22 protein-coding genes are annotated in these 24,219 nt (G+C 70.6%); 6 read left to right on the plus strand and 16 right to left on the minus strand.

Going from position 1 to position 24,219, the window contains the following annotated elements; all coding sequences use genetic code 11:
- Nucleotides 1–41 precede the first annotated feature (41 nt).
- The 12 genes from ACFXC1_RS34330 to ACFXC1_RS34385 all read right to left on the minus strand — a co-directional run bounded on the left by ACFXC1_RS34330 (nucleotide 42) and on the right by ACFXC1_RS34385 (nucleotide 13,337).
- Entirely contained in the window at nucleotides 42–1,238 is a 1,197-nt protein-coding gene (locus ACFXC1_RS34330; protein ID WP_381250322.1) for a cytochrome P450, read from the minus strand.
- Between the two features lie 17 nt (nucleotides 1,239–1,255).
- A complete protein-coding gene (locus tag ACFXC1_RS34335) occupies nucleotides 1,256–2,632 on the minus strand; it encodes an alkaline phosphatase family protein (RefSeq protein WP_381250325.1) in 1,377 nt (458 codons plus the stop codon).
- Nucleotides 2,629–3,819: a metabolite traffic protein EboE gene (eboE, locus tag ACFXC1_RS34340; protein ID WP_381250328.1), complete on the minus strand. Its 1,191-nt coding sequence runs from the start codon at nucleotides 3,817–3,819 to the stop codon at nucleotides 2,629–2,631. The genes ACFXC1_RS34335 and eboE overlap by 4 nt, the downstream gene beginning before the upstream one ends.
- Before the next feature lie 7 nt (nucleotides 3,820–3,826).
- Nucleotides 3,827–4,681, minus strand: a complete 855-nt coding sequence (locus tag ACFXC1_RS34345) for a TatD family hydrolase (protein WP_381250331.1) — start codon at nucleotides 4,679–4,681, stop codon at nucleotides 3,827–3,829.
- Complete coding sequence (locus ACFXC1_RS34350) at nucleotides 4,681–5,397, minus strand: EboA domain-containing protein (protein ID WP_381250334.1); 717 nt, start codon at nucleotides 5,395–5,397, stop codon at nucleotides 4,681–4,683. The genes ACFXC1_RS34345 and ACFXC1_RS34350 overlap by 1 nt, the downstream gene beginning before the upstream one ends.
- A 92-nt stretch (nucleotides 5,398–5,489) precedes the next feature.
- Nucleotides 5,490–6,350, minus strand: a complete 861-nt coding sequence (locus ACFXC1_RS34355) for a sugar phosphate isomerase/epimerase family protein (protein WP_381250337.1) — start codon at nucleotides 6,348–6,350, stop codon at nucleotides 5,490–5,492.
- Entirely contained in the window at nucleotides 6,347–7,246 is a 900-nt protein-coding gene (locus tag ACFXC1_RS34360) for an SCO3242 family prenyltransferase (protein WP_381250340.1), read from the minus strand. The genes ACFXC1_RS34355 and ACFXC1_RS34360 overlap by 4 nt, the downstream gene beginning before the upstream one ends.
- Before the next feature lie 91 nt (nucleotides 7,247–7,337).
- The gene (locus tag ACFXC1_RS34365) at nucleotides 7,338–8,030 is read right to left on the minus strand and encodes a LuxR C-terminal-related transcriptional regulator (RefSeq protein WP_381250342.1); all 693 of its coding nucleotides are present in this window, start codon (nucleotides 8,028–8,030) and stop codon (nucleotides 7,338–7,340) included.
- A 136-nt stretch (nucleotides 8,031–8,166) separates the two neighbouring features.
- The gene (locus ACFXC1_RS34370; protein ID WP_381250343.1) at nucleotides 8,167–9,675 is read right to left on the minus strand and encodes an MFS transporter; all 1,509 of its coding nucleotides are present in this window, start codon (nucleotides 9,673–9,675) and stop codon (nucleotides 8,167–8,169) included.
- Between the two features lie 86 nt (nucleotides 9,676–9,761).
- A complete protein-coding gene (locus tag ACFXC1_RS34375) occupies nucleotides 9,762–10,808 on the minus strand; it encodes a lipocalin family protein (RefSeq protein ID WP_381250344.1) in 1,047 nt (348 codons plus the stop codon).
- A gap of 564 nt (nucleotides 10,809–11,372) precedes the next feature.
- Entirely contained in the window at nucleotides 11,373–12,617 is a 1,245-nt protein-coding gene (locus ACFXC1_RS34380; RefSeq protein ID WP_381250345.1) for a DUF3500 domain-containing protein, read from the minus strand.
- A 24-nt stretch (nucleotides 12,618–12,641) separates the two neighbouring features.
- Nucleotides 12,642–13,337 carry a FadR/GntR family transcriptional regulator gene (locus tag ACFXC1_RS34385; RefSeq protein WP_381250347.1) on the minus strand — a complete coding sequence of 232 codons (696 nt, stop codon included), beginning with the start codon at nucleotides 13,335–13,337 and terminating at the stop codon, nucleotides 12,642–12,644.
- Nucleotides 13,338–13,410: 73 nt separating this feature from the next.
- Here ACFXC1_RS34385 and ACFXC1_RS34390 point away from each other — a divergent pair, with 73 nt between their 5' ends.
- Complete coding sequence (locus tag ACFXC1_RS34390; RefSeq protein WP_381250350.1) at nucleotides 13,411–14,286, plus strand: fumarylacetoacetate hydrolase family protein; 876 nt, start codon at nucleotides 13,411–13,413, stop codon at nucleotides 14,284–14,286.
- A gap of 96 nt (nucleotides 14,287–14,382) precedes the next feature.
- The gene (locus tag ACFXC1_RS34395; RefSeq protein WP_381250353.1) at nucleotides 14,383–15,156 is read left to right on the plus strand and encodes an IclR family transcriptional regulator; all 774 of its coding nucleotides are present in this window, start codon (nucleotides 14,383–14,385) and stop codon (nucleotides 15,154–15,156) included.
- 28 nt (nucleotides 15,157–15,184) lie between these two features.
- Here ACFXC1_RS34395 and ACFXC1_RS34400 read toward each other — a convergent pair whose 3' ends face one another.
- From ACFXC1_RS34400 to ACFXC1_RS34415, 4 genes are all read right to left on the minus strand, one after another.
- Entirely contained in the window at nucleotides 15,185–15,802 is a 618-nt protein-coding gene (locus tag ACFXC1_RS34400; protein WP_381250356.1) for a TetR/AcrR family transcriptional regulator, read from the minus strand.
- A gap of 9 nt (nucleotides 15,803–15,811) precedes the next feature.
- Nucleotides 15,812–18,151: a bifunctional 3-(3-hydroxy-phenyl)propionate/3-hydroxycinnamic acid hydroxylase gene (locus ACFXC1_RS34405; RefSeq protein ID WP_381250359.1), complete on the minus strand. Its 2,340-nt coding sequence runs from the start codon at nucleotides 18,149–18,151 to the stop codon at nucleotides 15,812–15,814.
- 107 nt (nucleotides 18,152–18,258) lie between these two features.
- The gene (locus ACFXC1_RS34410) at nucleotides 18,259–19,518 is read right to left on the minus strand and encodes a DUF3500 domain-containing protein (protein WP_381250362.1); all 1,260 of its coding nucleotides are present in this window, start codon (nucleotides 19,516–19,518) and stop codon (nucleotides 18,259–18,261) included.
- Nucleotides 19,519–19,664: 146 nt separating this feature from the next.
- Nucleotides 19,665–19,958, minus strand: coding sequence for a putative quinol monooxygenase (locus ACFXC1_RS34415; protein ID WP_381250364.1), 294 nt, complete (start codon nucleotides 19,956–19,958; stop codon nucleotides 19,665–19,667).
- A 358-nt stretch (nucleotides 19,959–20,316) separates the two neighbouring features.
- On the opposite strand from ACFXC1_RS34415, the gene ACFXC1_RS34420 reads away from it, so the two are divergent.
- The 4 genes from ACFXC1_RS34420 to ACFXC1_RS34435 are packed head-to-tail and all read left to right on the plus strand — an operon-like array spanning nucleotide 20,317 to nucleotide 24,216.
- A complete protein-coding gene (locus ACFXC1_RS34420; RefSeq protein WP_381250367.1) occupies nucleotides 20,317–21,606 on the plus strand; it encodes a CaiB/BaiF CoA transferase family protein in 1,290 nt (429 codons plus the stop codon).
- A gap of 17 nt (nucleotides 21,607–21,623) precedes the next feature.
- On the plus strand, nucleotides 21,624–22,526 hold the full coding sequence (locus tag ACFXC1_RS34425; RefSeq protein ID WP_381250370.1) for a fumarylacetoacetate hydrolase family protein: 903 nt from the start codon (nucleotides 21,624–21,626) through the stop codon (nucleotides 22,524–22,526).
- A complete protein-coding gene (locus ACFXC1_RS34430; RefSeq protein ID WP_381250373.1) occupies nucleotides 22,523–23,344 on the plus strand; it encodes an enoyl-CoA hydratase-related protein in 822 nt (273 codons plus the stop codon). Before ACFXC1_RS34425 ends, ACFXC1_RS34430 begins: the two co-directional genes overlap by 4 nt.
- Before the next feature lie 35 nt (nucleotides 23,345–23,379).
- Nucleotides 23,380–24,216, plus strand: a complete 837-nt coding sequence (locus ACFXC1_RS34435) for an SDR family oxidoreductase (RefSeq protein WP_381250376.1) — start codon at nucleotides 23,380–23,382, stop codon at nucleotides 24,214–24,216.
- The last annotated feature ends 3 nt before the right edge of the window (nucleotides 24,217–24,219 follow it).

Below are 24,219 nucleotides of genomic sequence, written 5' to 3' on the forward strand. Positions count from 1 at the left end.
ATTCGGTGACATCGCTCATCGAGCCCCACGCCCCCGAACAATCACCAGCTCACGGGCAGCTCCCGCACGCCGTGGACCGCTCGTCCCTCGAACGCGTACTCCTCCGCGGCGGGACCGGTCAGGCGCAGAGCCGGCAGCCGGTGGAACAGCATCGGCAGCGCGATCCGGAGTTCGGCCCGGGCGAGCGACTGGCCGAGGCAGTGGTGCAGTCCGTGGCCGAAGGCCAGGTGCCGGCCGGCGTCCCGGGTGAGGTCGAGGGTGTCCGGGTCGGCGAAGACCGCAGGATCCCGGTTGGCCGCCTGCAGGGCGACCACCACGCCCTCGCCCGCCCGGACGGTGACACCGCCGACCTCGACATCCTGGGTGGCGATACGGCGCAGGCCGATGTGGACGACGGTCAGGTAGCGAAGGAGTTCCTCCACCGCGCCCGGCACGAGTTCCTCGTCGGTGCGCAGTGCGGCCAGTTGGCCGGGATGGCGCAGCAGCGCGACGACGCCGAGGGAGAGCATGCTCGCGGTTGTCTCGTGCCCGGCGATGAGTGTCTGGACGAGCAGGCCGGCGGCCTCCGCCGGGGTGGCCTCGCCGGTGGCGACCCGTTCGGTGGCGAGCTTGCTCATCAGGTCGTCGCCCGGTTCGCGCGACTTGGCGGCCAGCAGTTCCTGCAGATAGCCGAAGAGCGCCGCCCATCCGGCCCGCATCGCCTCCGGCCCGGCCGAGACCGTGGCGAAGGCCGCGGCCTGCCGGTGGATGAAGTCCCGGTCCGCGTACGGCACTCCGAGCAGTTCGCAGATGACCAGAAGAGGCAGCGGCAGGGTGAAGTGCTCGACCAGGTCGGCGGGTTGCTGCTGTTTGACGAGGCCGTCGAGGAGTTCGTCGGTGATGTGCCGGATGGCCGGCCGCAGTTGCTCCACGCGCCGGAAGCTGAACTCGGGGATGAGCATGCGGCGCAGCCGGGTGTGGTCGGGCGGGTCCATGGCGAACAACTGGCCGGGAGTGCGCGGCGGTGTCGTCGGCTGGAGCCCGGGGAAGCCCGGCCGGACGTTCTCCGAGCTGAACCGCGGGTCGCTGAGGACGGCGCGGGCGTCCTCGTGGCGGGTCACGAGCCAGGGGTGGGTGTCGCCCCACAGGCTGATCCTGGTCAGGGGCCGCTCACGGATCCACCGCCCGTACTCGGCGGCGGGGTCGAGGAGGGGGCGATGGCGGGGCAGTGGTGGCGGCGGACTGTCGGTCGAGTGCATGTGGGGGGCTCCTGCGGTCAGGGGGTGGTGATGCCGGCGAGGGTGAGGAGGAGGTCCTTGACGTCGGTGGCGTCGATCGCGTCGCGTGCGGAACCGGGCTGCGAGCACAGCAGGACGGGACTGTCCTGCGGATCGTGCGGGAGACGCCCGTGGCTGCCGCGCACGCCCGAGGGGTCCAGGGGGACCGTCTTGATGCGGTAGCGCAGGCCGGCCTTCTTACGGGCGACCTGGCCGATGGCGCGTGCCTTCACGCCGGACACGGTCGGGTCGTAGAGGAGTTCGGCGGGGTCGTAGCCGGGCTTGCGGTGGATCTCCACCTGGCGGGCGAAGTCCGGGGCGCGTTCGTCGTCCAGCCAGTAGTAGTACGTGAACCAGGCGTCCGACTCCGCGATGGCCACCAGTTCCCCGGAGCGTTCGTGGTCCAGCCCGTGGAACGCCTTGCCCTTCTCGTCCAACACCTGCTCCACGCCCGGGAGTTCGGCGATGATGTCCGCCACCGCGTCCGTGTCGGCGGGGTCGCGGACGTAGACGTGGGCGACCTGGTGGTCGGCGACCGCGAAGGCACGGGAGGTCCACGGGTCGAGGTACTCCATGCCGTCCTGCGTGTGGACTTCGAGCAGCCCGGCCCGGCGCAGCGCGCGGTTGATGTCGACCGGGCGGGAGACGGGCGCGATGCCGTACTCGCTCAGGATCACGACCGTGGCGTCCTCGCGCCGGAAGTGGTCCAGCAGGGGGCGCAGCGCGTCGTCGAGCCGTCGGGCCTCGCGGGCGGACTGCGGTGAGCCGGGGCCGGAGCGCTGGGGTTCGTAGTCGAGGTGGGGGACGTAGACCAGGGTCAGGTCGGGGTGGTGTTCGTCGAAGATCTGGCGGGCCGCGGCCAGGATCCACTGGCTGGAGGGCATGCCCGCGTTGGGGCCCCAGTAGGTGAAGAGGGGGAACGGGCCCAGTCTGGTGGTGAGTTCGTCGTGCAGTGCGGGAGGCCAGGTGTAGCAGTCGGGTTCCTTGCGGCCGTCGGAGTAGTAGACGGGGCGCGGGGTGACGGTGAGGTCGACGTCGGCGCCCATGGCGTACCACCAGCAGACGTTGGCGACCTTGTAGTCGGGCTTGGCGCGGCGGGCGGTGTGCCACAGCTTCTCGCCGCCGACGAGGGCGTTGTGCTGGCGCCACAGCAGGACTTCGCCCAGGTCGCGGAAGTACCAGCCGTTGCCGACGACACCGTGCTCGGCGGGCGGCGCACCGGTGAGGAGGGTGGACTGCACGGAGCAGGTCACGGCGGGCAGCACGGGGTTGAGCCGGGCCTGGAAGCCCTGTGCCGCGAGGGCCGAGACGGCGGGCATGTGCTTCAGCAGGCGGGGGGTGAGGCCGGCGATGTCGAGAACGACCAGTCTCGTCATGAGACGGTCTCCTTTCGCGTGAGGGACTGGGGAAGCAGGCCGAGTTCCTCGAACCGGTCGCGGGTCCAGGCGAGTTCGGCGGCCAGGCCCGCGACGAGACCGGCGCGGTCGTGCGGGCGCAGGTGCTCGGGCAGGACGGACCAGGTGTAGGTCTCGACCTCGACGTGGTCGCAGACGGCGTGCGGGCCGCCGAGCAACTCGCCCAGCGCGGTGGTCAGTTCGGCCGCGGTGGTACGCAGCGGTGGTTCGGGCTCGGCGTGCAGCGGCGCGTGGAAGTGGACTCGCCAGGCGGATTCTGGGTCCAATCCCCCGGCGAGGGCGTCCGGTAGGTCGTCCACGCCGGTGACGGCGCCGCCAGGGGCCGTACGGGTCTGGTGCAGAAAGCGGGGTTCGGCGAACCGGGCGAGCGCTCGGCGCGCGGCCGGATCGGTGGGGTCGTCGGCCTGGAGGGCGCTGGAGGCCTGGACCTTGACGACCGGGAGGCCTGCTTCGGCGAGGCGGCGCAGTGCTTGTGCCGGTTCTTCGAACTGCACGGCGAGATGGCAGGTGTCGAGGCAGATGCCGAGCCGCTCGGGGTCCAGTCCCCCGAGTTCCCGGGCCGCCTGGACGGTGTCCTCCACCACGCATCCGGGCTCGGGCTCGAAGCCGACCCGGATCGTACGGCCCGTGTCGCGCTCCAACTCGGCGAGTTCGGCGCCGAGTTGGTCCAGGGCCCGGCGGGCGGTGTCGCGGGCGGCGGTCGGCCAGGGTGTGCGCCAGGCCAGGGGCAGGGTGGAGACGCTGCCGCGCCGCGCGTCCTCGGGCAGCAGTCCGGCGAGCACCCGGGCGCAGTCGACGGTGTAGTGCAGGCGCGCGGGGTCGGTCCAGTCGGGCAGGTAGACGTCCTTCTTGACCACCTCGCGGTGGAAACCGCCGTAGGGGAAGGCGTTGAGGGTGACGGTCTCCAGTCCGCGTGCGGTCAGTTCGGTCCGCAGACGGTGGACGGCGTCGGGCCGGGCGGACAGTTCGGTGACCACGTCACGGGCCAGCCACAGGCCGATGCCGAGCAGGTCGGCGCCGAGTGACTCCCGTACGGGCTCGGCGTAGGCGGCGAGTTGGGCGACCACTCCGTCGAGGTCCTCTGCCTGGTGGACGTTGCTGCAGTAGGCGAGGTGGACGGTCGTGCCGTCGGTGTGCCGGAAGCGCACGGCGGCCTCACTCCCCGCCGCGCTTGATCGAGTTGCCCTCGAAAAGGGCCGTCTCGTCCGGCTTGACGTCCTCCAGGTCCAGTCGGCCGCTCTGCCCGTAGAAGGCCACCGGGTTGCCCCACATGACCTGGTCGACGGTGTCGGCGTCGAAGCCGGCGGCGAGCATCGCGTCGGCGGTCTTCCGGGTCTTGAGGGGGTCGCTGCGCCCCCAGTCGGCGGCCGAGTTGACGAGCATCCGCGCGGTGCCGTGTTCCTGGAGGATCCGCACCATGCGGTCCTCGCTCATCTTGGTGTGCGGGTAGATGGAGAAGCCCAACCAGCAGCCGCTGTCGGCGACCATGGACACGGTGAGTTCGTTGAGGTGGTCGACGAGGACGTGCTCGGGCGGGATGCCGGACTCGCGGACCACGTCGAGGGTGCGGCGGGTGCCGACGGCCTTGTCGCGGTGCGGAGTGTGGACGAGGACGGGCAGGTCGTGCTCGACGGCGAGTTCGAGCTGGCGGGCCAGGGCCTCGTCCTCCTCGGGTGTCATGGAGTCGTAGCCGATCTCGCCGACGGCCACCACCCCGTCCTTGGCCAGGTAGCGCGGCAGCACGTCCAACACCCCAGCGCAGCGCGGGTCGTTGGCCTCCTTGGGGTTGAGGGCGATCGTGCAGCGGTGCTGGATGCCGAACTGCGCGGCGCGGTACGGCTCCCAGCCGAGCAGCGCGTCGAAGTAGTCGGTGAAGCTGTCCACGGAGGTGCGGGGCTGGCCGAGCCAGAACGAGGGCTCCACCACCGCCCGGACACCGGCCGCGTACATCGCCTCGTAGTCGTCCGTCGTGCGCGAGGTCATGTGGATGTGGGGGTCGAAGATACGCATCATTCAGCTCCGGTGAAGGCGGCGAGCGCCGCTGCGGCGGCGGCTCGGCGGTCGGGCGAGGACGAGGTGGCTTCCCCGGGCAGTCCCGAGGCCTCCAGCGCGCCGGGGTGCGCGCGCACGATCGGCCAGATGTCGGAGGGCACGTCACGGCCGGCGGCGACCCGTTCGTGGGCGAAGTCGGCCAGCATGCGGGCGAGTTCGCGGTCCGCGCGCTCCGTGAGGCCCGCCACCCGGTCGAGGGGGATGCCGCAGAAGACGCACTTCAGTACGGCGTGCCGGTAGCCGTCCTCGTCCAGGTGCCGTCCGGCGTAGGGGCCGAGGGCCGCCTCGATCAGGTCCGTGTCGTTGCCCCACAGCGCCGCACGCACGAGGGGCAGCCCCAGGTCGGCGAACGAGGCGTCCGTGTCCTCCAACAGCGCCAACGAGCGCAGCACCGCCCGCTGTTCGGCACTGTCGCCGTACCGGTGCAGGGCGGTGATCTCCTCGACGAGGGCCGCTCCGCGCAGCGGCAGGGCGGCGAGCAGCCGGGCTCGGGCGGCGTCCGCCACCGCCCAGCCGTCGACGAGCGGCCCGCGCCCGCAGCGCCGGCCGACGGCGGGGAAGACGCTGCGCACCGCTGTCGGGTCGTCGCCGACGCGGGCGACGGCATCCGCGAGCCAGCGCCGCGCCTCCGGTGTGAGGTGGTGATCGAGGGCGGTAAGGATGGGTGGGGCCACCGCGCATGCCTCCTTCTGGATGCGTGTTCGACAACGGCTTTGTGGGAGTGGTGAGTTGGTGGTGCGGAGCGAAGGGATGCAGCGCCGCGGCGTCAGACCGGCTCGGCGGCCTTGAGGAACTCCAGGGAGCGGCGGGCGACTTCGGGGGCGTTCAGGGACGCGCCCTGGATCTCCACCGAGACCGGCCCCTGGTAGCCCGAGGCCTTCAGGGCGGCCAGGACGGGCGGGAAGTCGATCTCACCCGTGCCGAGTTCGAGGTGTTCGTGGACGCCGCGCCGCATGTCCTCGATCTGCACGTTCACCAGATACGGCGCCGCCAGTTCGACACAGCCCAGCAGCGGCAGGTGGTCGACACAGTGGGCGTGACCGATGTCGAGCGTGATGCCGAACAGGTCGGGGTCGCCGAGCCGGCGTCGCAGATCCACCACGCGTTCCACGGTGTCGACGAACATGTACGGCTCGGGCTCGAACCCCAGCGCCACCCCGTGCTCCTGTGCGATGCCCAGGACTTCTTCACAGCCGGCGGCCAGCCGCTTCCAGGCCTCCCCCTCCGCCATACCCTCGGGTGCCGGGCCGCTGCACAGCTGGACGGCCGGGGCGCCGAGGTCGGCCGCGATGCGCACCGCACGCGCCAGCAGATCGACGCGCCGCCCGGTGCCCGTGGCCGACATCAGCGTGGGGACGTGCTTCTGCCACGGGTCCAGCAGGTACGGCGCCCCCGTCTCCACCATCACCGCAAGGCCGAGCCGGTCCAACCGCCGTGCGAGACGGGCGACTTGCCGAGGCAGGTCGGCGGCGAACGGGTCGAGGTGACCGTGGTCGAGCGTGAGGCCGACCGAGTCGTACCCCAGGTCGGCGAGCACACTCAGCACGTCGTCGAGCCGGTGGCAGCCGAAGCCGTTGGTCCCGAATCCGAACCGGAGCCGCCCGGGGGGACCGGGTATCGGGCTCACGTCGGTGACACCTTCCGGGCGAGCCTGCGGGCCAGCGGATGCGCCACGGCCAGCACACCGGCCAGGCCCGTGCCACCGCCGGCGGCGGTGAGCGCCGCCTGGAGGGGCAGCAGCGACATGATCCCGGTGCCGACGGCCTGCCGGACGTTCGCGGCCGACGGCTCCCGCGCGGCCCGCGCCTGCGCCGTGCCGTACGAGGCGATATAGCCGAGCGCTCCGACAGCGGCACCGACCCGCGCCGCCCGGCCGCCCCGGCGCAGAGCGGGAAGCGCGGCGGCGGCCAAGGCGGTTGCCGTACTGCCGGCCAGGGTGACGGCGGGTACGGCGCGCGGCGCGCCGGACACCTCGTGACGGCTGAGCGCGGTGACGGTGTAGGTGTGCGCGCCGACCAGCAGGGCGGCCGGCACCGCGCTCGCCCGGCTCCCGGGCTCCGCTCCGGCCAGCACGTTCAGCGTCCGTGCGCCCGCCATCGCTGCGGGACCGGCGGGGGTGGACTTCAGACCCAGGTCGTACGCCCACACCAGTCCGGTCAGGGGAAGCGCCACACTCAACGCTCGCCGCCCGCCGGCCAGGGCGGCGAGGCCGAGGCCGGCAGCCGTGAGGCCGCACGCGGTGCCCAGCGCGGTGCGGCGGGCAACCCGCCCGGCGGGTATGGGGCGTTCGGGGCGCTCCACCGCGTCGACGGTCGCGTCCGCGTAGTCGTTGAGCGCCATTCCGGCCCAGTAGAGCGCGATGGACGACGCCATCGTGGCGACAATACGGGGACGGGGCGTCTCACCCGCAGCGACGGCACCGGCAAGCACGTCACCGGGAACGCTGAGGGCGGCGGGAAATCTGATCAGGCTCGCCAGATCAGCGAGACCAGGAGAAGGACGGAACTCTTTCGGGCCTTTCATGATCGGACCCTAATGCGAGTACTTGAACCTTCATACATAATTCCGCCCTCATCTTTGTGAAGAAATCGTGCAACCTCGAACTGAACAGCCGTCAGGCCGCCGGTTGTACGAGGCCGGATTCGTAGGCGTAGGTCACCGCCTGGACGCGGGAGCGGGCCCGGATCTTGGCGAGGATGTGGCTGACGTGTGATTTGACGGTGGCCGGGGCGATGCACAGCCGGGCGGCGATCTCGGCGTTGGACCAGCCGGAGGCGACGGCGAGGAGGACGTCGCGTTCGCGTCCGGTGAAGGTGTCGGACCCGGTGTGCAGGTCATGGGGGTAGGGGGTGCGCTGTTCGCGGACGGCGTCGATGAGTACGCGGGTCAGGCCGGGGGTGATGACGGCGTCTCCGGTGGCGACGATGCGGACAGCGGCGGTGAGTTGGTCCGGGCCGGCGTCGTGCGGGAGGACTCCGCCGGCACCGGCGCGCAGCGCGGCCTGGGCGTGTCCCTCGCGACTGGTCGACGCCAGGACCAGGACGCGGGGCGGGACCTGATCTGCTCCGGCGGAGGCGGGGAGAAGGCGTACGGGTCGGGTGATGCGTCGGATGGCCTCGATGCACTCCGCGTCGAAGGGAGGGATGGCCATCAGGACGACGTCGGGCCGGAGCGAAGCGCTCAGGCGGACCACCTCGGCTCCTCGGGCCGCTTCGCCGACGACGGTCAGATCGGGCTCGGCGGCCAGGAGCATACGGAGGCCGAGTCGCTGCAAGGACTGGTCGCTGACGATGAGTACGGAGGCCATGCCGGTCGTTCTCCTTGCCGGGTGTGGGGGATGCGACGTCGTCGACGACAGTGCTCGGGCGCCGGGCCGAGGCGACCCGCCGGGTTGGCGGGCGGGCCGTCTCGGGGGGGGCGGTCGGTCGCGGCCCGTCGGGGTCCTACATGTGGACGACGGGCGCCGCGTCCGGGTCCTGGGTGGGTACGCCTCGGCGGTAGAGCACGACGCTGATGACCAGGCCGACGGCGAAGAATCCGGCCGACCACCAGTAGGCGGTGGAGTAGCCCTCCAGACTGGCATGGGCCTGGACGGCCGGGTCCGCCGGGTTCCTGCCGTCGAGGTAGTTGGTGACGGCACTGGAGAAGAGGGTGTTGAGCAGGGCGGTGCCGAGGGAGCCGCCAACCTGCTGCATGGTGTTGACGGAGGCGGAGGCGACGCCGGCATCCTCGGCACCCACGCCCGCAGTGGCCAGGCTCATGGCCGGGGCCATCACCAGGCCCAGACCGAGGCCCGCCAGGACCAGCGGGGGCATGATGTTGGTGGCGTAACTGCTGTTCAGGTCGAGGCCGGTGAGCCAGACCATACCGGCGCCGGCGAGACCCATGCCCAGCGGCACGATCGTCTTGGGGCCGATGCGGGGGATCAGCACGGTGGTGGCGAGAGTGGAGGCGAGCATGAGACCGGCGACCATGGGCAGGAAGGCCAGCCCGGTCTTGACGGGCGTGTAGCCCAGGCTCTGCTGGAGGTAGTAGGTCAGGAACAGGAACACGCCGAACATGCCCGCGCCGACGATCAGAACGGAGATGAAGGAGGCGCCGCGGTTACGGTCGAGCAGGACCCGCAGCGGCAGCAGCGGGTGGGCGGCGCGCGTCTGCCACCAGGTGAAGGCCGCGAGCAGGACGGCTCCGGCAACCAGGAAGCCCCAGGTCTGCGGGGAACTCCAGTCATGGCTCTCGGCGTTGGAGAAGCCGTAGACCACGCAGAACAGGCCGCTGATGACCAGGACGGCGCCCGGGATGTCGATGGTGGCGGACTTGTCGCGGGTGGTGCGCTGCAGCAGGAGCACTCCGCCGACGAAGGCGACCACGGCGAAGGCGAGGTTGACGTACAGCGTCCAGCGCCAGTCGAGGTATTCGGTCAGCACGCCGCCCAGCAGCAGCCCTACGGCACCGCCAGCGCCGGCGATGGCACCGTACACGCCGAAGGCCTTGGCGCGTTCCTTGGCATCGGTGAAGGTCGTGGTCAACAGGGAGAGGGCGGCCGGTGCAAGCAGGGCACCGAACAGGCCCTGCGCCGCCCGCGCGACGATGAGCACCTCGAAGGTGGGGGCGGCGCCGCCCAGGGCGGAAGCACCGGCGAATCCGACCAGCCCGACCAGGAAGGTCATCTTGCGGCCGAAGAGGTCGGCTATGCGTCCCCCGAGCAGGAGCAGGCTGCCGAAGGCGAGTGCGTAGGCGGTGACGACCCACTGCCGGTCGCCGTCGGAGAAGCCCAGGTCCTTCTGGGCTGAGGGCAGGGCGATGTTCACGATCGTCGCGTCGAGCACCACCATGAGCTGGGCCAGGCCGATGACGACAAGGATCCACCAGCGGTGGCGAGGCGGTGCGTCTGCAGACGGGAGGGCGGACACGGTGGCAACTGCCGACGTGTCAGCGGGTGTTCGAGACATGAGTAGGACTCCAGAACCGGGCGAAAGGACAGGGCGGTTGGGCAGTGCGGGGGCAGGCAGCAGGGACGTGCGGCGGCTGCGGACGGCTACTGTCCGCCGGTGAGTTCGACGTAGGTGGTGCCGGTGACCGGGCGGTGGCCGTAGGTACCGGTGACGGCCGCGCTGCCTTCGTAGCGAGGCCCGGGGACCGTCAGTTCCTGGTCCTTGGCGTAGGTCTTGACGTTCAACTGGGCGTGCTCGCCCGGGATGGTGACCTTCCAGCGGGTGGGGTACTTCTTGCCGGTGGTCGGGCTGGTCCAGAGGGTGGAGCTGTCAGGTGTGAGGGTCGCCTCGGCGACGGTCTGGGTACCGTCGGGCTTCAGGACGGTCGCCCAGGTGTTCTCCTTGTTCTCCTTCGTCTTCCAGAGACTGACCTCGTCGCCGTTGGAAAGGTCGAGATTCATCCAGGACCACGAGGCCTTGCCCGCGGCGATGTCGGGAAGGGGCCCCCACTGGTGGTCCAGCCAGGACTGCCCGCGGACCTTTTCGGTGCGGCCGTTCAGGGTCAACGTCCCCGAGGTCTGCATGGTGGGGAAGGCGTATTCGTAGTTCGGGTACTTGGCATCGCCGAACATGGGGAAGTAGCCCGTCCCCATGTTGTACAGAACGTTGCCCTGCGGCAGGAAGGTGACGTCGATGGTCCCCTCGGGGACCCTGGCGTGCAGCTTCTGCTCCTTGGCGTCACCGGTCCAGCTGATGTTGTCGGTGTGGATGTCCACGCCCTGCTTGTCGGACAGACCCGTGCGGGGCGGAAGAGCAATCTCCGACTTGGTGTACCAGCCGGTGTCCTCGTCGGTGAGCGAGACGGTCGAGAGGGTGTGCCCCGTCTTGGCGTCGCCGGAAGTCAGGTGGTTGGCCATGAATCCGTAGTGGTGGCCTCCGGCGGTCACGTGGGCGGTGACGTACCAGGACTCGTTGAGCCGGTCGGGGTGGGCGGTGAGGTCCGCGGCGGGGTCGACGGCGACCGGGAGGCTGGTCTGCCTCAGTCCCTGCCCGGAGGCCGTGGTCGCGGTGGCCGTTCCTCCCGAGGCGAGGGCGAGCGAGGCGATGAGTGTGGCGGTGACGGCGGTCGCGCCGACAGTGGTCTTGCGCATGATGACTCCTTGTGCAGATGTCCTGGACGGATTGCACGGAGATGAACTGTACGAAACTGTTTCGTACTCTCGATGAACGCAGTTGTGGGCAGAAGGAAAACCTGCTGACGCCGGATGGACGCTGCGCCGGCTCGTCGGCGGGCGGCGCGTGTCCTCGGGCGCTCACATCGGCCACCCGAAAGAAATATCCAACACCCGTAGGATTACCGATACGGCGGCCCGTGTCAAGCCGGTGTCCGGTCAGCGACCGCGACCACCACGCGGCGCCGAGGCCGTCCCGGCGCGGACGTGCTGCTGCGCGGTGTCACGACTGGTGCAGAAGCCACTCGCCCGGCGAACATGGCCCAGTAGCCGTACTGGAAGCGACAAACCGACTCGGCGCTGCGCGCCGAACCCCTCCGGGAAGATGTCGGCGTCCGCCTGCGACACACGGGATCCCCGGGAACCGGTCCTGGCAGCGCTCCTGCCCCCGCGCTCCGAGCCGTCGTCGGTGCTCTCCAGAGGTGCGGCGCTCCCTCCGGCGAGGCGTGCACCGCCCTTCTCCGCTCAGCGGGCAAGGACCCCTCAGGCGTTCCGTGCCTGCCAGGCGCGCACGTAGGCGCGGCCGTAGTCGTTGCCGTGCGGAGTACGCAGCACGGTGTGGATGTGGAAAGGCTTGGGGGTGTCGTAGTCGAGGAAGACGCCGCAGTGGTGGTCGAGTTCGGCGATGAGCACCGGCGACTGGAGACGGTAGTAGAAGACGTCGCCGACCTCGTGCCCTCCGATCCAGCTGAACCAGGTCTCGTCGAGGTGGTCGCGGATCTCGCGCATCCGGGCCGCGCGCGGGCCGTCGGGCAGCAGGGACACGAACGACTCGGCGATCAACAGGAGGAGCTGCCGGGCCTGTTCGGGCATGTCCGCGGCCCGCAGGCCCTCGGCCGGAATCACCCGGTTGTCCTGGAAGGCGCCGGCGAGGTGCCGTTCGTCGCCGGGGTGGATGCGGCCGGGCGGCATGGCGGGGTCGACCATGTGCTCGTACACGGTCGCGGTGGTGCGCTGATCCCGCGGAAGCGCGGCCATCAGGTCCGTGCCGAGCCGGATCGGGTCGGTCAGGGCGGCCGTGCCGGCGTGCGGGCCGTCGTCGATCTCGTTTGGTTCGGCGCCGAGGAACACGGGACTGACGACCATGCGCCCCTCGACGACAAGGCAGTGGACGGCGCAGTGGTGGCCGAACAGCTGCCAGCCCCAGGGCTTTTCGGCATCGGGGTCGCCGTAGAGCGCGACGTTGTAGCTGAACTCGTTGAGGATGGTCTCCAGCCCCACGACCTCGCCGAGGAAGCCGTTGATCAGCATCATGTCGTGCACCAGGCGGAAGCCCTCGGGGCTCAGCGAGGCCTCCACCAGGGCGAGGGCCTTCTTGCGGACCTCCGGTGGCTGAAACTCCAGGCGGACACCGGTGTCGAACTGCAGGAACTCGGGGTTGGCCCAGGTCTGCCACTCGACCCCGTCCACCGGGTGGCACAGCTTGGCACGGGCGTCCTCGTCGAGCGCCGCCAGCAGGTCCCGCGCCGCGGCGACCATGTCGGCGACGGGAGCCTCCTCGCCGGGGCGGGCGGGTTCCCAGGCGTGCACCTCGGGCCGTGGCGTGCCGTCCTCGCTCACTCCACGGAAATCGGCGAGTTGGAGGGGTTTCCAGCCGCGGATCAGCTCGCCGGTGAACGGGTTCGCCTTGGCCGCCTCCCGGTATGCGTAGGCGTCCAGGCCTCTGATCGAGGACAGGCGCGGTGAGTCGGACGGGTAGAGGTACTTGCGGTACTCGGCTGATGGCATGACAGCTCCGGTGACCCCGTGCGTTCAGTCGGTGTGGTTGTGGCGTGCGACGGCCGCGCGAACGGCGCCCTCGTCCCCGGCGGCGATCGCCTCCACCAGGTCGGCGTGGATCCGCAGCCGCCTCGCCCGGTAGGCGTCGGCGTCCCGGTCGGCGGCGCGCGCGGTGGACGACGTGAGATGTCCCAGCGTGCCGATGTAGACCGCGCGGGCCATGGCGTTCGGGCACAGCACCGCGATGCGCTCGTGCAGGGCCCAGTTGGCGCGTATGAACCCGTCCCAGTCCGGCGCGGCCGCCATCTCGTCCAGGCAGGCCCGCAGCGGCGGGATGTCGCCCGCACCCGCGCACCGGGCGGCGCCGACGGCGACGAGTTCCTCCAGGTGGTTGCGGAGCTCGACGGCGTCCGCCACCGTGTCCGGTTCTCCCGCGACGCTCAGCAGGGTGTGCCGCAGCCGCACGACCGGGCTCTGGTCCGCGACGAACAGTCCGCCACCGCGACCGGGGCGGATCTCGAGCACCCCACGGTCGCGCAGGAGCCGGATGGCCTCGCTGACCGTGGCGCGTGCCAGACCTGACTCCTGCCGGACCTCCTCGATGGTGCCGATCGCGGAGCCGGGACTCAGTTCACGGACGCGGTCTTCGAGGGCGTCGGCGAGTCGGTCGGCCCGGCTGCCGCCGGGGGCGCGCAGGCCGGCCAGCAGGGCGCGGTTCTCGGTGACCATGACCTCATTCAATCACAAAGGTTATAACCTTTAGAAGGTATGGCTTGCTGTCTTCCCGAGCGGAGAAGTGCGGATGCAGATCGTCGGAATGGCGTACGGCGACGAGGTGCGGGTTGCGAACCTGTCGCCGGACGGCGACCGCCTCACCGTGGTGGCCGGGCTGCGGGAGTTCTGGGCCGACCCCGAAGGATGGCTGGCCCGCCCCCCGACCGGCGAGGTGGTGCCCGCGGGTGAGGTGCGCCTGGTGCCGCCGGTACTGCCGGAGGCACAGATGCTGTGCGTCGGTCTGAACTACCTCGAACACGCCGCCGAAGGGTCCTACCGCGACCAGGAACTGCCCGAGCACCCCACGCTGTTCGCGCGGTGGACGCGGTCGCTGACGGTCAGCGGCGCCGAGATCCCCGTGCCCTCCACCGAGGACGGTCTCGACTGGGAAGGCGAGATCGTGGCCTGGGTGGGCCGACGCCTGGTGGACGCGGACCCCGCCGAGGCGCTCGACGCGGTGGTCGGCTACTCGACATTCAACGACGTCACCGCGCGGCGGGCACAGAAACTGACCTCACAGTGGACCCTCGGGAAGAACGCCGACCGCTCCGGCCCGCTGGGCCCCATGGTGCCCGCCGGCGAGGTGGGCGACCTGCGGGACGGGCTGCGGGTGCGGACCCGGGTCAACGGCACGACCGTCCAGGACGCCTCAACCAGCCAGATGATCCACCACGTGGGCGAGACGCTGGCCCACATCTCGCGCACCCTCACGCTGCGCCCCGGCGACCTGCTGGCCACCGGCACCCCGTCCGGTGTCGGCTACGCTCGCACACCGCCCTGGCTGCTGCGGCCCGGCGACACAGTGGAGGTCGAGGTCGAGCGCCTCGGGATCCTCCGCAACACGATCGTGGGCGGGGACCACCGCCACAAACCCCCACTGTCGACCCATAATGCGGTTAAGTGAACCACTATACGGACCGAAGGGGCCGCAACTACGATCAGAAGCACTCCCCATGGCGTCCTCACTACGATGACGGGGTCCACCACCGAAGGAGAGAGCGTGAGTGAGTCGTCGGGCACACGGCAGGGAATGCAGTCGGTGCTGCGGTCCCTTGATGTCCTCGAGGCCGTCGCCCTGTCACAGCCCGTCGGCATCAGCGCCCTCGCGAGGTCGCTGCAGATCCCCAAGGCGACGGTCCACAGGATCCTGCGCACTCTCGGCGAGGCGGGCTGGCTGGCCCCGCAGGGGGCACCGGGCGAACAGCGCTGGGTCCTGACCGCCCGGGCTCTCGCGGTCGGCGCGAGGGTCATGACTCAGGACGACCTCCGCGAACGAGCCCGCCCCATCCTCGAAGAGCTCGGCCGGCAAACGGACGAGAACATCCACCTGTCCGTCCCGGACGGCGATTCGCTGGTCCTGATCGACAAGGTGCCGTCCACCCGGCCCGTTCAAACGGTCGCGCAGGTCGGCGAGCGGGTTCCCATGGTCCTTACGGCGTCGGGGTGGGCCTACCTCTCCCACCTCCTGGCTGCGGAGCGGGCCGCCCGCATCCCGCCCGTCGTCGAGCTGGCCACCGGCGCACGCCTTACCCGCAAGGAGGTTCTCGCCGAGCTGGAGACCGTCGCGGGACGGGGTTTCGCCGTCAACCCGGGGCGGTGGCGACCGGACGTCTCCGCGGTCGGTTCGGCCATCGACGATCGCCAGGGACAGCCCGTGGCCGCCCTGTCGATCTCGTTGCCCAGCTACCGGCTCACCGACGATCTCCACGAGCCCTACGGGCAGTTGGTGATGGCGGCGACCGAGCGGATCGCGGCGGAACTGGCGCGCCGCTGACGAACGCGTCAGAAATTCGGGACCTGCCTCATGACTCGAACGAGGTCGGAACGGCAGGGCAACTGGTCAGCAGTGCGGGCATGATGGCCAGGTCGATGTAGCGCGTTGCGTACTCCATGTCGAGGAAGACGCCCTCCGTCAGCGGCCGGCCCATCAGCATGACGAACATCAGCTGCGGCAGGAACTCGACGGCGGCCGGCCTGGCGGTCAGTTCACCGCGCCGGACGGCCCGTTCCACGAATCCGTCCAACGCGGCGGACTCGGGTTCGACGAGCGACGTGCGCATGGCCGAGGCGAGCTCCGGGTCGATGAGCACGGCGTGGGCGAGCGCCGTCAACAACTCGGTGTCCCGCTGCACATCCGCCACCAGCTGGCCGCACAGGGCCAGCAGGTCACCGCGCAATGTGCCGGTGTCGATCGCGCCTGTGTCCACCCGCCGCGTGGCGTGCAGCGCCGCCACGATCAGCTGCGGCTTGCCACGCCAAATGCGGTACAGCGTGGCCTTGCTGCAGCGGGCCCGGACCGCCACCGCGTCCATGGTCATGGCCTCATAGCCCTCCTCGCGCATCACGTCGAGGGCGGTGGTGAGCAGTTCGACCCACCGCTCGGCCGTCATTCGCTTGCGGCGGACCGGCTGCTCCGGCATACGAGGGCCTCACCGTCTGGTCGTGGCCGAACCGACCCGGTCCGTGACGAAGGTCTCGACGAGATCGACGACTTCCTCCGGTGCGGTGTTCTGCAGGTCGTGCCCGCCGCCGGGAACCAGCCGGAACTCCCCCTCGGGCAGGACCGTGCGGAAGGTCTCCTCCAGGGACGGCTTCAGGACCTCGTCGTCGGTGCCGAGAAGCCCCAGTACCGGGATCCCGCGCTCACGTACGACGGCGATCGCCTCGGCGGCGTCCATGTCCGGGGGTGTCAGCTGGATCATCCGCATCCGGTTCGCCATCTGGTGCGCGACGTACGCGGGGGTGGCCCACGGCTTGTTGGGGTGGATCGCGGGAGCGCCGGTAGGCAGAGGGTGACGGTCCTCCGGTCGGCTCGGCGTCATGGACGCTTCGAGGATGATGCCCTGCACCCGGTCCGGGATCCTCGCGGCCATGTGCAGCGCGTTGGCGCCGCCCATGGAGGTGGCCAGCAGGACGAACGGCCCGTCGACGAGGTGCCCGACCGCCTCGGCCAGCACCCCACCGATCTCGCTCTGGGACAACGGCCGGGACACGTCCGTCTGGTCGCCCCAGCCCGGGGGGTTGATCTCCACGACCCGGTACCGCTCGGCCAGGCGGTCCTTGGCGGTGGACATCTCCAGGCCGGCGGAACCGGGCAGCGACACGATGGTGCCGAGAGGGGCCGCGGGGGCGGATTCGGCGTAGTGCAGGGTGAATTCGCCGGCCGGGACCGTCGCCCGGGTGAAGGCGGCTCCGGGCTGCGGGACGGGTGACTGTGTGGCGGAGGAGACAGAGGGTTCGGTGCGGGTCAACGCGGCGGACAGGGCGTCGATCAGTGCGGGGAGGTCTTCAGCCGTCGCCGCCGTACCGAAGAGGTAGAAGTCCGGGCGGCTGAGGTAGGCGACCAGGCCGTTCTCGTCCAGGAAGCTTCGGTAGGTGCCGTCGACGTCCTCGACGTCGTCCGGACCGAGGACTACGACATGAACGCCCAGTCGCTCGAGCAGGGCGGTGTGGGCCGGCGTGAGCAACGCCGCGACCGGGACCCGGCTGACCAGTTGGAAACCGAAGCCGACGAGATCGTCGAGCAGCCCGCTGCGCTCACCGATACGCACGCGCCCCTGCGGGCTCAGCGTGCCGGCCAGCGGAGCCAGGTCGCCCTCGGGGGTGTCCCGCAGGAATCCGGTCGTCAGCGAGGACGCGGCCGGAAGTGGCGCCTCGCCGGTGCGAAGGAAGGCGTCGCGGGCGGCGGCCTTGTCCGGGTCCGACTCCGCGGCCAGGGCCCACCCCATCAGCGAAGCCTGGATGATGGGGGCGACATGGGCGAGCCGCTCCGGCCCATAGGTGTCGAGAACCGAGTCGGAGGTCCGGCCGTCGAGCACGAGGTCGAGACGCCACGCGAGGTTGATGGCATCCCGCATCGCGCTGCATGACCCCTGCGCCCCGGAGGGGGTCATGAGATGGGCGGCGTCACCGCCGAGGAAGACGTTGCCCACCCGCATCCGGTCGGCGATCTGGGAGCGGAACCGGTAGTTGACCTGCCGTGTGACGCGCACCGAACGCGCTTCGATGCCGGTCTTGTCCCGCAGGAAGCCCAGTGCGTGCTCGTGGGTACGGACCTCGGCGGGGTCGTCGGGCAGCAGCCTCATGTCGATGCGGCAACGCCGGTCGCCGTTCGGCCCCCAGTAGTAGGCACGGGGGACTTCCAGGTGGAGCTCGGTCGGCGGTGTGGCGACCTCGGGATCGACGATGTCGTAGTCGGTCATCAGCCACTCGTCGTCATGGCGATGGATCACGTCCATACGGATGCCGACCGCATCCCGGACGAAGCTCGAGCCCCCGTCCATGCCGACGGCGTAGCGGGCGTTCACCCGGATCTGCTCACCGTCGGCGTCCCTGACGGCGGTGACGACGACCCGGTCACCGAGGTCCTCGACACCGGTGGCAGGCGTGCCCCAGTGGACCTGCACCGACGGGCTGGCGTCCACACGGTCGTGCATGGCGGCTTCGATGTTGGGCTGGTGGAGGCTGAGGTGGAGCGGGTGGCCGCACACCGTCCTGTTCCAGTCGCCCACGAGAGCCAGCTTGCCGTCGGCGCCGTAAAGGCTCACGCTCGCCTGGGGCACCGAGTCCTTGAGCGCTGCGACGGGGTCCGCGGCGTGTTGCAGGACACGGGCGATCTCGCCGTCGAGCGTGCTCATCCGGGGCAGGTTGTAGGGGGCCGGGAACTTCTCCAGCACGGCCACCTTGTGGCCTCGCTGTCCCAGGAGGGAAGCCAGTACGGCACCTCCCGGTCCGTACCCGACGATGACGACATCGACATTGATGTCCATAGCGGCTCCTCATGTGGCGTGGGCAGTCAGGGATTCCCTGCGGCCCGGTGTCATGGGCTGTGGCTGGGTGCCGTCCGCACCCGAGATGCGGGTGGGAGCCGGTCCCCTCAGGTACGGGGCTTCCACAGCAGCCGGCCGTAGTCGTTGCCGTTGGGCAGCCGCTGGATGGTGTGGATGTGGAAGCGGGCCGGTACCGGATTGGTCAGAAACATGCCGGCGTGGTGGTCGAACTCGATAAGCACCACCGGGCTCTGCACCCGGTAGTAGAACGGCTGCTCGTCGTCGACGCCGCCGATCCAGGTCAGGTACGTCTCCGGAAGGTGCGCACGCACCTCGCGCATGCGGGCGGCCCGTGGGCCTTCGGGCAGCAGGTCGTTGTACTGCTCGATGACGGCCAGCAGCAACTGCTGCTGCTCGCCGTCCAGTTCGGTGGCGCGGATGCCCTCCACCGGGATCACCCGGTTGTCCTGGAAGGCCCCCGCGAGGAACCGCTCCTCCACCGGGTGCACCCGTCCTTCCGGCATCCGTGGATCGCGCACCTCCGGGTAGGTGCGGGCCACGGCGAGCTGTTGCGGAGTCAGGCTGTTGACGAACGACAGCCCGACCCCTTCACGGACACCCAGCGGCCGGACACCGGCATCCGGACCGACGTCGGTACTGTCCGGCTCGGCACCGAGGAAGACGGGGCCGATCACCATCCGGTCCCCCGCCACGAGGGCGTTGACGCACACGTGGTGGCCGTACAGGTGCCATCCCCACGGCTGGTCCTGGGACGGCTCGCCGAAGACGGCGAACTGGTAACTGCCGGGATTCATGACCCCGCTCATGTCGGTGAGCTCACCGAGGAAACCGTTGAGCCGCATCAGATGGCGCACCACGGTGTAGCCGTCCTCGCTGAGGGTCGCTCTCACCAGCCCCAGCAGCGCGTCCGCGGTCTCGTCCGGCACTTCCTCCAGGCGGAGGCCGTTGTCGTACAGCAGCGCCTCGGGGTTGCTCCAGGTCCGCCACTGCGGTGCCTCCAGCGGATAGGTGAGCCGCTGCCACTGCTCGTGCGTGGTGTGGCGGCGGATCTCCTCGACCGCGCTGAGCATCGCCTCGGTGGGCGGGCGTTCGGCGTCGGGGACCGCGTCGAGTTCGTAGACGCCGTGGCGGACGCGGCCGTCGGTGGTGATGCCGACGTACGGTTCTTCCGCGCTCTCGCGCCACTGGCGTACCACCTCGGCGAGCACCGGAATGCTCAGCCGGGCGTCGGCGTACGTCCGAGCCGTGTGCTCGTGCAGGCCGGCGACGCGCGGGTCGTCGGAGGCGGGAACGTAGCGACGGAACCGCGTGGCGTGCCGCGCGTCGGTCTCAGGCGGTTTCGGCATGATGACTCCCCTCATTTCACTCGGTCCGCAATGTGGACCAGTGAACCGGGATAAGAACCTCTGGCAAACTTAGGCCTGATCTTCCGGGAGCGTCAAGCAGGTGGGAAGCGTGCCCCCGAGGACTGCGGACCCGGGGTCTCCACCTGTCAGAAATCGAGCACGGTGGTGAACTCGTGGGAGCGGTCCGCCAGCGCCGGAGCCGCCTGGCCCACCGCGTACTTCGTGAAGTGGGGATAGTCGCCGTGCGCCTTGAGCGCGTCCTCGTCGTCGTAGATCTCGAAGAACCTGAAGACCGTGGGCCGCTCAGGGTCCTGGTGAACGACGTATGCCTGGCATCCGGGTTCGGCACGAGCGGCTGGGACCAGTTTGGCCAGGGCGTCGCGGACGACGTCCTCCCTGCCGGGGTGGGCCGTCCAGGTGGCGGAGATGGCGATGGCCATGGGAGGTGCTCCTCAGCGTCTTCTTGTGGAGGGGTGCGATGCGATTACGGCGGCGCCGACCGGGCCATGGGGGGCGGACCGTCGATGGCGGACGCGGCGCCCGGGACGGGGCGGCCGGCGGATGCGTGGCCGACGGCCGCCCCTGAGAAGCCTCGCGACGGTCAGAACGCACGGAGGCGTTCAGGAAACTATCCCGCCGACCCAGCGGACCGCTAGCGGGTCCCCCGGTCCGGCATGCGGTTCACTGGCGTCCTTCCCACCTGCTTGACGCTCCCGGAAGACCAGGCCTAAGTTTGCCAGAGGTCCTTATTCCGGTCCACTGGTCCACAATACGGACCGAGATGAAATGAAGGGCGCCATGACAGCGACAACGGAGTCCGCCGAACCCGGGCCGGCCTTCCTACGAGGCGTACGCGTCCTGGATGTGACTGGAGCCTTGGCCGGCCCCTACTGCACGACCATCCTGTCCGACCTCGGCGCGGACGTCCTCAAGATCGAACCGGTCAGGGGTGACGGCATGCGCGCCCGGCGGATGGGCCCGGAGCGTAGGTCGATCCCCTTCGACCTGACCCACCGCGACAAGCAGAGCCTCGCGGTCGACATGAAGTCCCCCGCCGGCGCCGACATCGTGCGCTCCCTGGCACGACGCAGCGACGTCCTGGTGGAGAACTTCCGGGTGGGCGCGATGGCGCGGCTCGGGCTGGGTTACGAGGACCTGCGGGCGGAGTGCCCAGACCTCGTCTACTGCTCCATCTCCGGCTTCGGGCAGTTCGGCCCGATGCGCGACGCGAAGGGCATCGACCTGATCGCGCAGGCCTACAGCGGGCTGATGTCCGTGACCGGGTCGGTCGACGGGCAACTCGCCAAGGCGGGCTTCCCCATATCCGACGTGGGCACCGGCATGTGGGGAGCGATCGGCGTCCTGGCCGCCCTGCTGCGCGCACGCGCCGGTGGCGGCGGGGCGTACATCGACGTCGCGCTCGCGGACTCGGTGGCCGCCTGGTCGCTGTGGGAGGTCGCCGACTACGTGGCGACGGGGGTTGAGCCGGCCCCGCTGGGCACGGCGCACCGACTGGCCGCCCCTTACGAGGCGTTCACCTGCCAAGACGGCGCAACTCTCGTGCTCGGCGCGGTCGACCGGGCGTGGGAGGCGCTGTGTGCCGTCCTGGAGCTCGACCTGCGCGACGACCCACGTTTCGCCACCGAGTACGAACGCTTCCAGCACCGGGCGCCCCTCGCGGAGATCATCCAGGCACGTTTCGCGACGGCTCCCCGGGACCACTGGATGGACGCGCTGCGCGCGGCGGGGGTCCCCTGCGGTCCGGTCAACGGCATCAGCGACATCCTCACCGACGAACAGTTCGCCGCGCGCGGCCTGTTCGTGCACGACGACAAGCGCTTCGCGGAGCGGACCATCGTGAACACCCCCATCGTCGCCGACGGCGCGCCGCGCGCCCGTGGCCGCGCACCCGAGCTCGGCGGGGACACGATCGCGGTCCTGGCCGAACTGGGATACGACGACGACCGGATCGCCGCCCTGGTCGAGGCCGGTGTCGTCGGCGTGCACGATGCCGACACGGCCACGGCCGCTCACGCGAGGACGGAGGCGGCCACCCCGGCCGCCCGCAGCGCCGAGGCGCAGAAATGAATCAGGAGGGCACCTTCATGACCACTCCGACGCCCGCTTCACCGGCGGACTGGACCGACGGACTCGGCCTCGCCCGGGTCCTGCACGGTGGTGGCCCTGTGGTCGCGCTCAGGCGGGACGGGGCGGCCAAGGCGCGCCTCGCCCTCGTGGAGGGCCAGGTCTTCGAGGATCTGCCCCCGCTGCTGGAGGCGGCTCAGGGCGACCCGGCGGCCATCGAGGCCGGCCCCGTGATCGACGCGCCGGACCATCGGCTGCTGAGCCCGGTCGGACGCCCGGGCAAGGTCATCTGCATCGGGCAGAACTACCTCACGCACGTGCAAGAGGGCGGCCGTGACACGGGACCGGCCCACCCGGATCTCTTTCCGAAATGGCACACCTCACTGGCGGCGCCCTTCGCGGACGTGGCCCTGCCACCGGAATCGGACCAGATCGACTACGAGAGCGAACTCGCCGTGGTCATCGGTGCCCGTGCGCGCCGGATCGCGGCCGAGGACGCGGAGAGCGTCATCTTCGGGTACACTGCGGCCAACGACGTCTCCGTGCGTGACTTCCAGTTCCACACCACTCAGCGGGTCGCCGGCAAGGCGTGGGACGGTCTCACCCCCGTCGGGCCGGTCGTCGTGCCCGCCACGCGACTCGGCGGCGCACGACCCGACCTGGCCATCAAGGGCACGCTCGACGGCGAGGTTCTCCAGAGCGACCGCACCTCCTCGCTCCTGTTCGGTGTACCGGAGTTGGTCGCCTACATCACCACCGTGATGACCCTGGAGCCGGGTGACCTGATCCTCACCGGCACCCCGTCGGGGGTCGGATTCGTGCGCGAGCCGAAGGTGCTCCTGCGCGACGGCTCGGAGTTCGAAGTGCGCATCGAGGGGATCGGCGCGCTGCGCAATCGCTTCGTGGCGGAGAAGGTCGGATGACCGCGGTGACCGTGACCTCCTCGCCACGGATCCGCACCGACGTACGAAACGCGGTCGGCACCGTGGAGATCAGCAACCCGGCCCGGCGCAACGCGCTGTCCGTGGCGATGATGACCGAACTCGCCGCCGCGCTCAGGGCGATGGACGAAGACCCGGAGGTGCGCGTGGTCGTCGTGCGCGGCGCGGGCGAGCAGGCCTTCGTCTCCGGCGCGGACATCAGCGAGTTCCCGGGCCGACAGGACGAGGCCGCACGACAGGCGGCGGACGACGCTGCCACGACGTTGTTCACCCAGCTGTCGGCGCTCTCGGTGCCCGTCATCGCCCGGATCCACGGCTACTGCCTGGGCGCGGGCATGGCCCTCGCCCTGGGCGCGGACCTGCGCTACGCGGACACCCGCAGCGTCCTGGCCATCCCGGCCGCCCGCCTGGGCGTCGGCTATCCCTTGGCGCAGACCGCCGCGCTCGTCCAGACCGTGGGGCCGTCGGTCGCGAGCGACCTGCTGTTCACCGGACGCCGGCTGCCGGCCGCCGAGGCGCACGCCGTGGGCCTGGTGGACCGGGTCGTCGAACCCGACGAACTGGGCAAGGTCGTCGACGAACTCGCCGCGACCATCGCGGCGAACGCACCTCTGTCGGTCCGCGCCGCCAAGGCGTCCGTACAAGCCGTCCGCCGCCTGAGCGAGGGCGACGAAGCGGCGGGCAGTGCCGCGCTGAGTCACGCCATCGAGGCCGTCGCCCGCTGCCGCACCTCGAACGACCTCCGCGAAGGCGCCCTCGCCTTCCTGGAGAAGCGGCCCCCTCACTTCACCGGCCGCTGAACCCGACGCACGATCGACGACAGGAGCACCCCGGCATGGGGACATCACTGAAGGGCCGGACCATCGTGATGTCCGGCGGCAGCCGTGGCATCGGGCTGGCCATACTCACCGCCGCGGCCCGCGAGGGCGCCAACGCGGTGTTCCTGGCCAAGACCGACACGCCCGATCCGAGGCTGCCGGGCACCGTGCACACGGCGGTCGCCGAGATCGAGGCGGCCGGCGGATCCGCCGTCGCGGTGGTCGGCGATGTCCGTGAGGAAGCCGACGTCGAGCGCGCGGTGGCCACGGCGGTGGACCGGTTCGGGGGCGTCGACGTCTGCGTCAACAACGCCAGCGCCCTCGACGTGCGGGGCACCGAGGAACTGCCCGTCAAGCGCTTCGACCTCATGCAGTCGATCAACAGCAGGGGCACCTTCTTGCTGACTCGGGCCTGCCTGCCATACCTGAAGCGGTCCGACCACGCCCACATCCTGACCCTGTCACCGCCGCTCAACCTCGCCCCGCGCTGGCTCGGCGCCCACCCCGCCTACACCCTGTCGAAGTACGGGATGACGCTGCTCACCCTCGGCTGGGCGGCCGAGTTCGCGGAGGACGGCATCGCGGCGAACTGCCTGTGGCCGCAGACCCTGATCGCGACCGCCGCGGTGGCCAACGTCCTTGACGGCGAGAGCCTCACCGCCCGGTCACGCGGCCCCGAGATCATGGCGGACGCGGCCCTCGCCGTGCTCTCCCGCCCGCCGCGTGAACGGACGGGCCATACCCTCGTCGACGCCGACGTGCTGACCGAGGCCGGTCACACGGATCTCTCCGGGTACGGCGGGGGCTGGGAGCCGGAGCTCGACTTCTTCGTGGATCCGCCGCGGGTGAGATGACCG

It is taken from the genome of Streptomyces hokutonensis (assembly GCF_042751305.1).
Classification (GTDB): Bacteria; Actinomycetota; Actinomycetes; order Streptomycetales; family Streptomycetaceae; genus Streptomyces; species Streptomyces hokutonensis_A.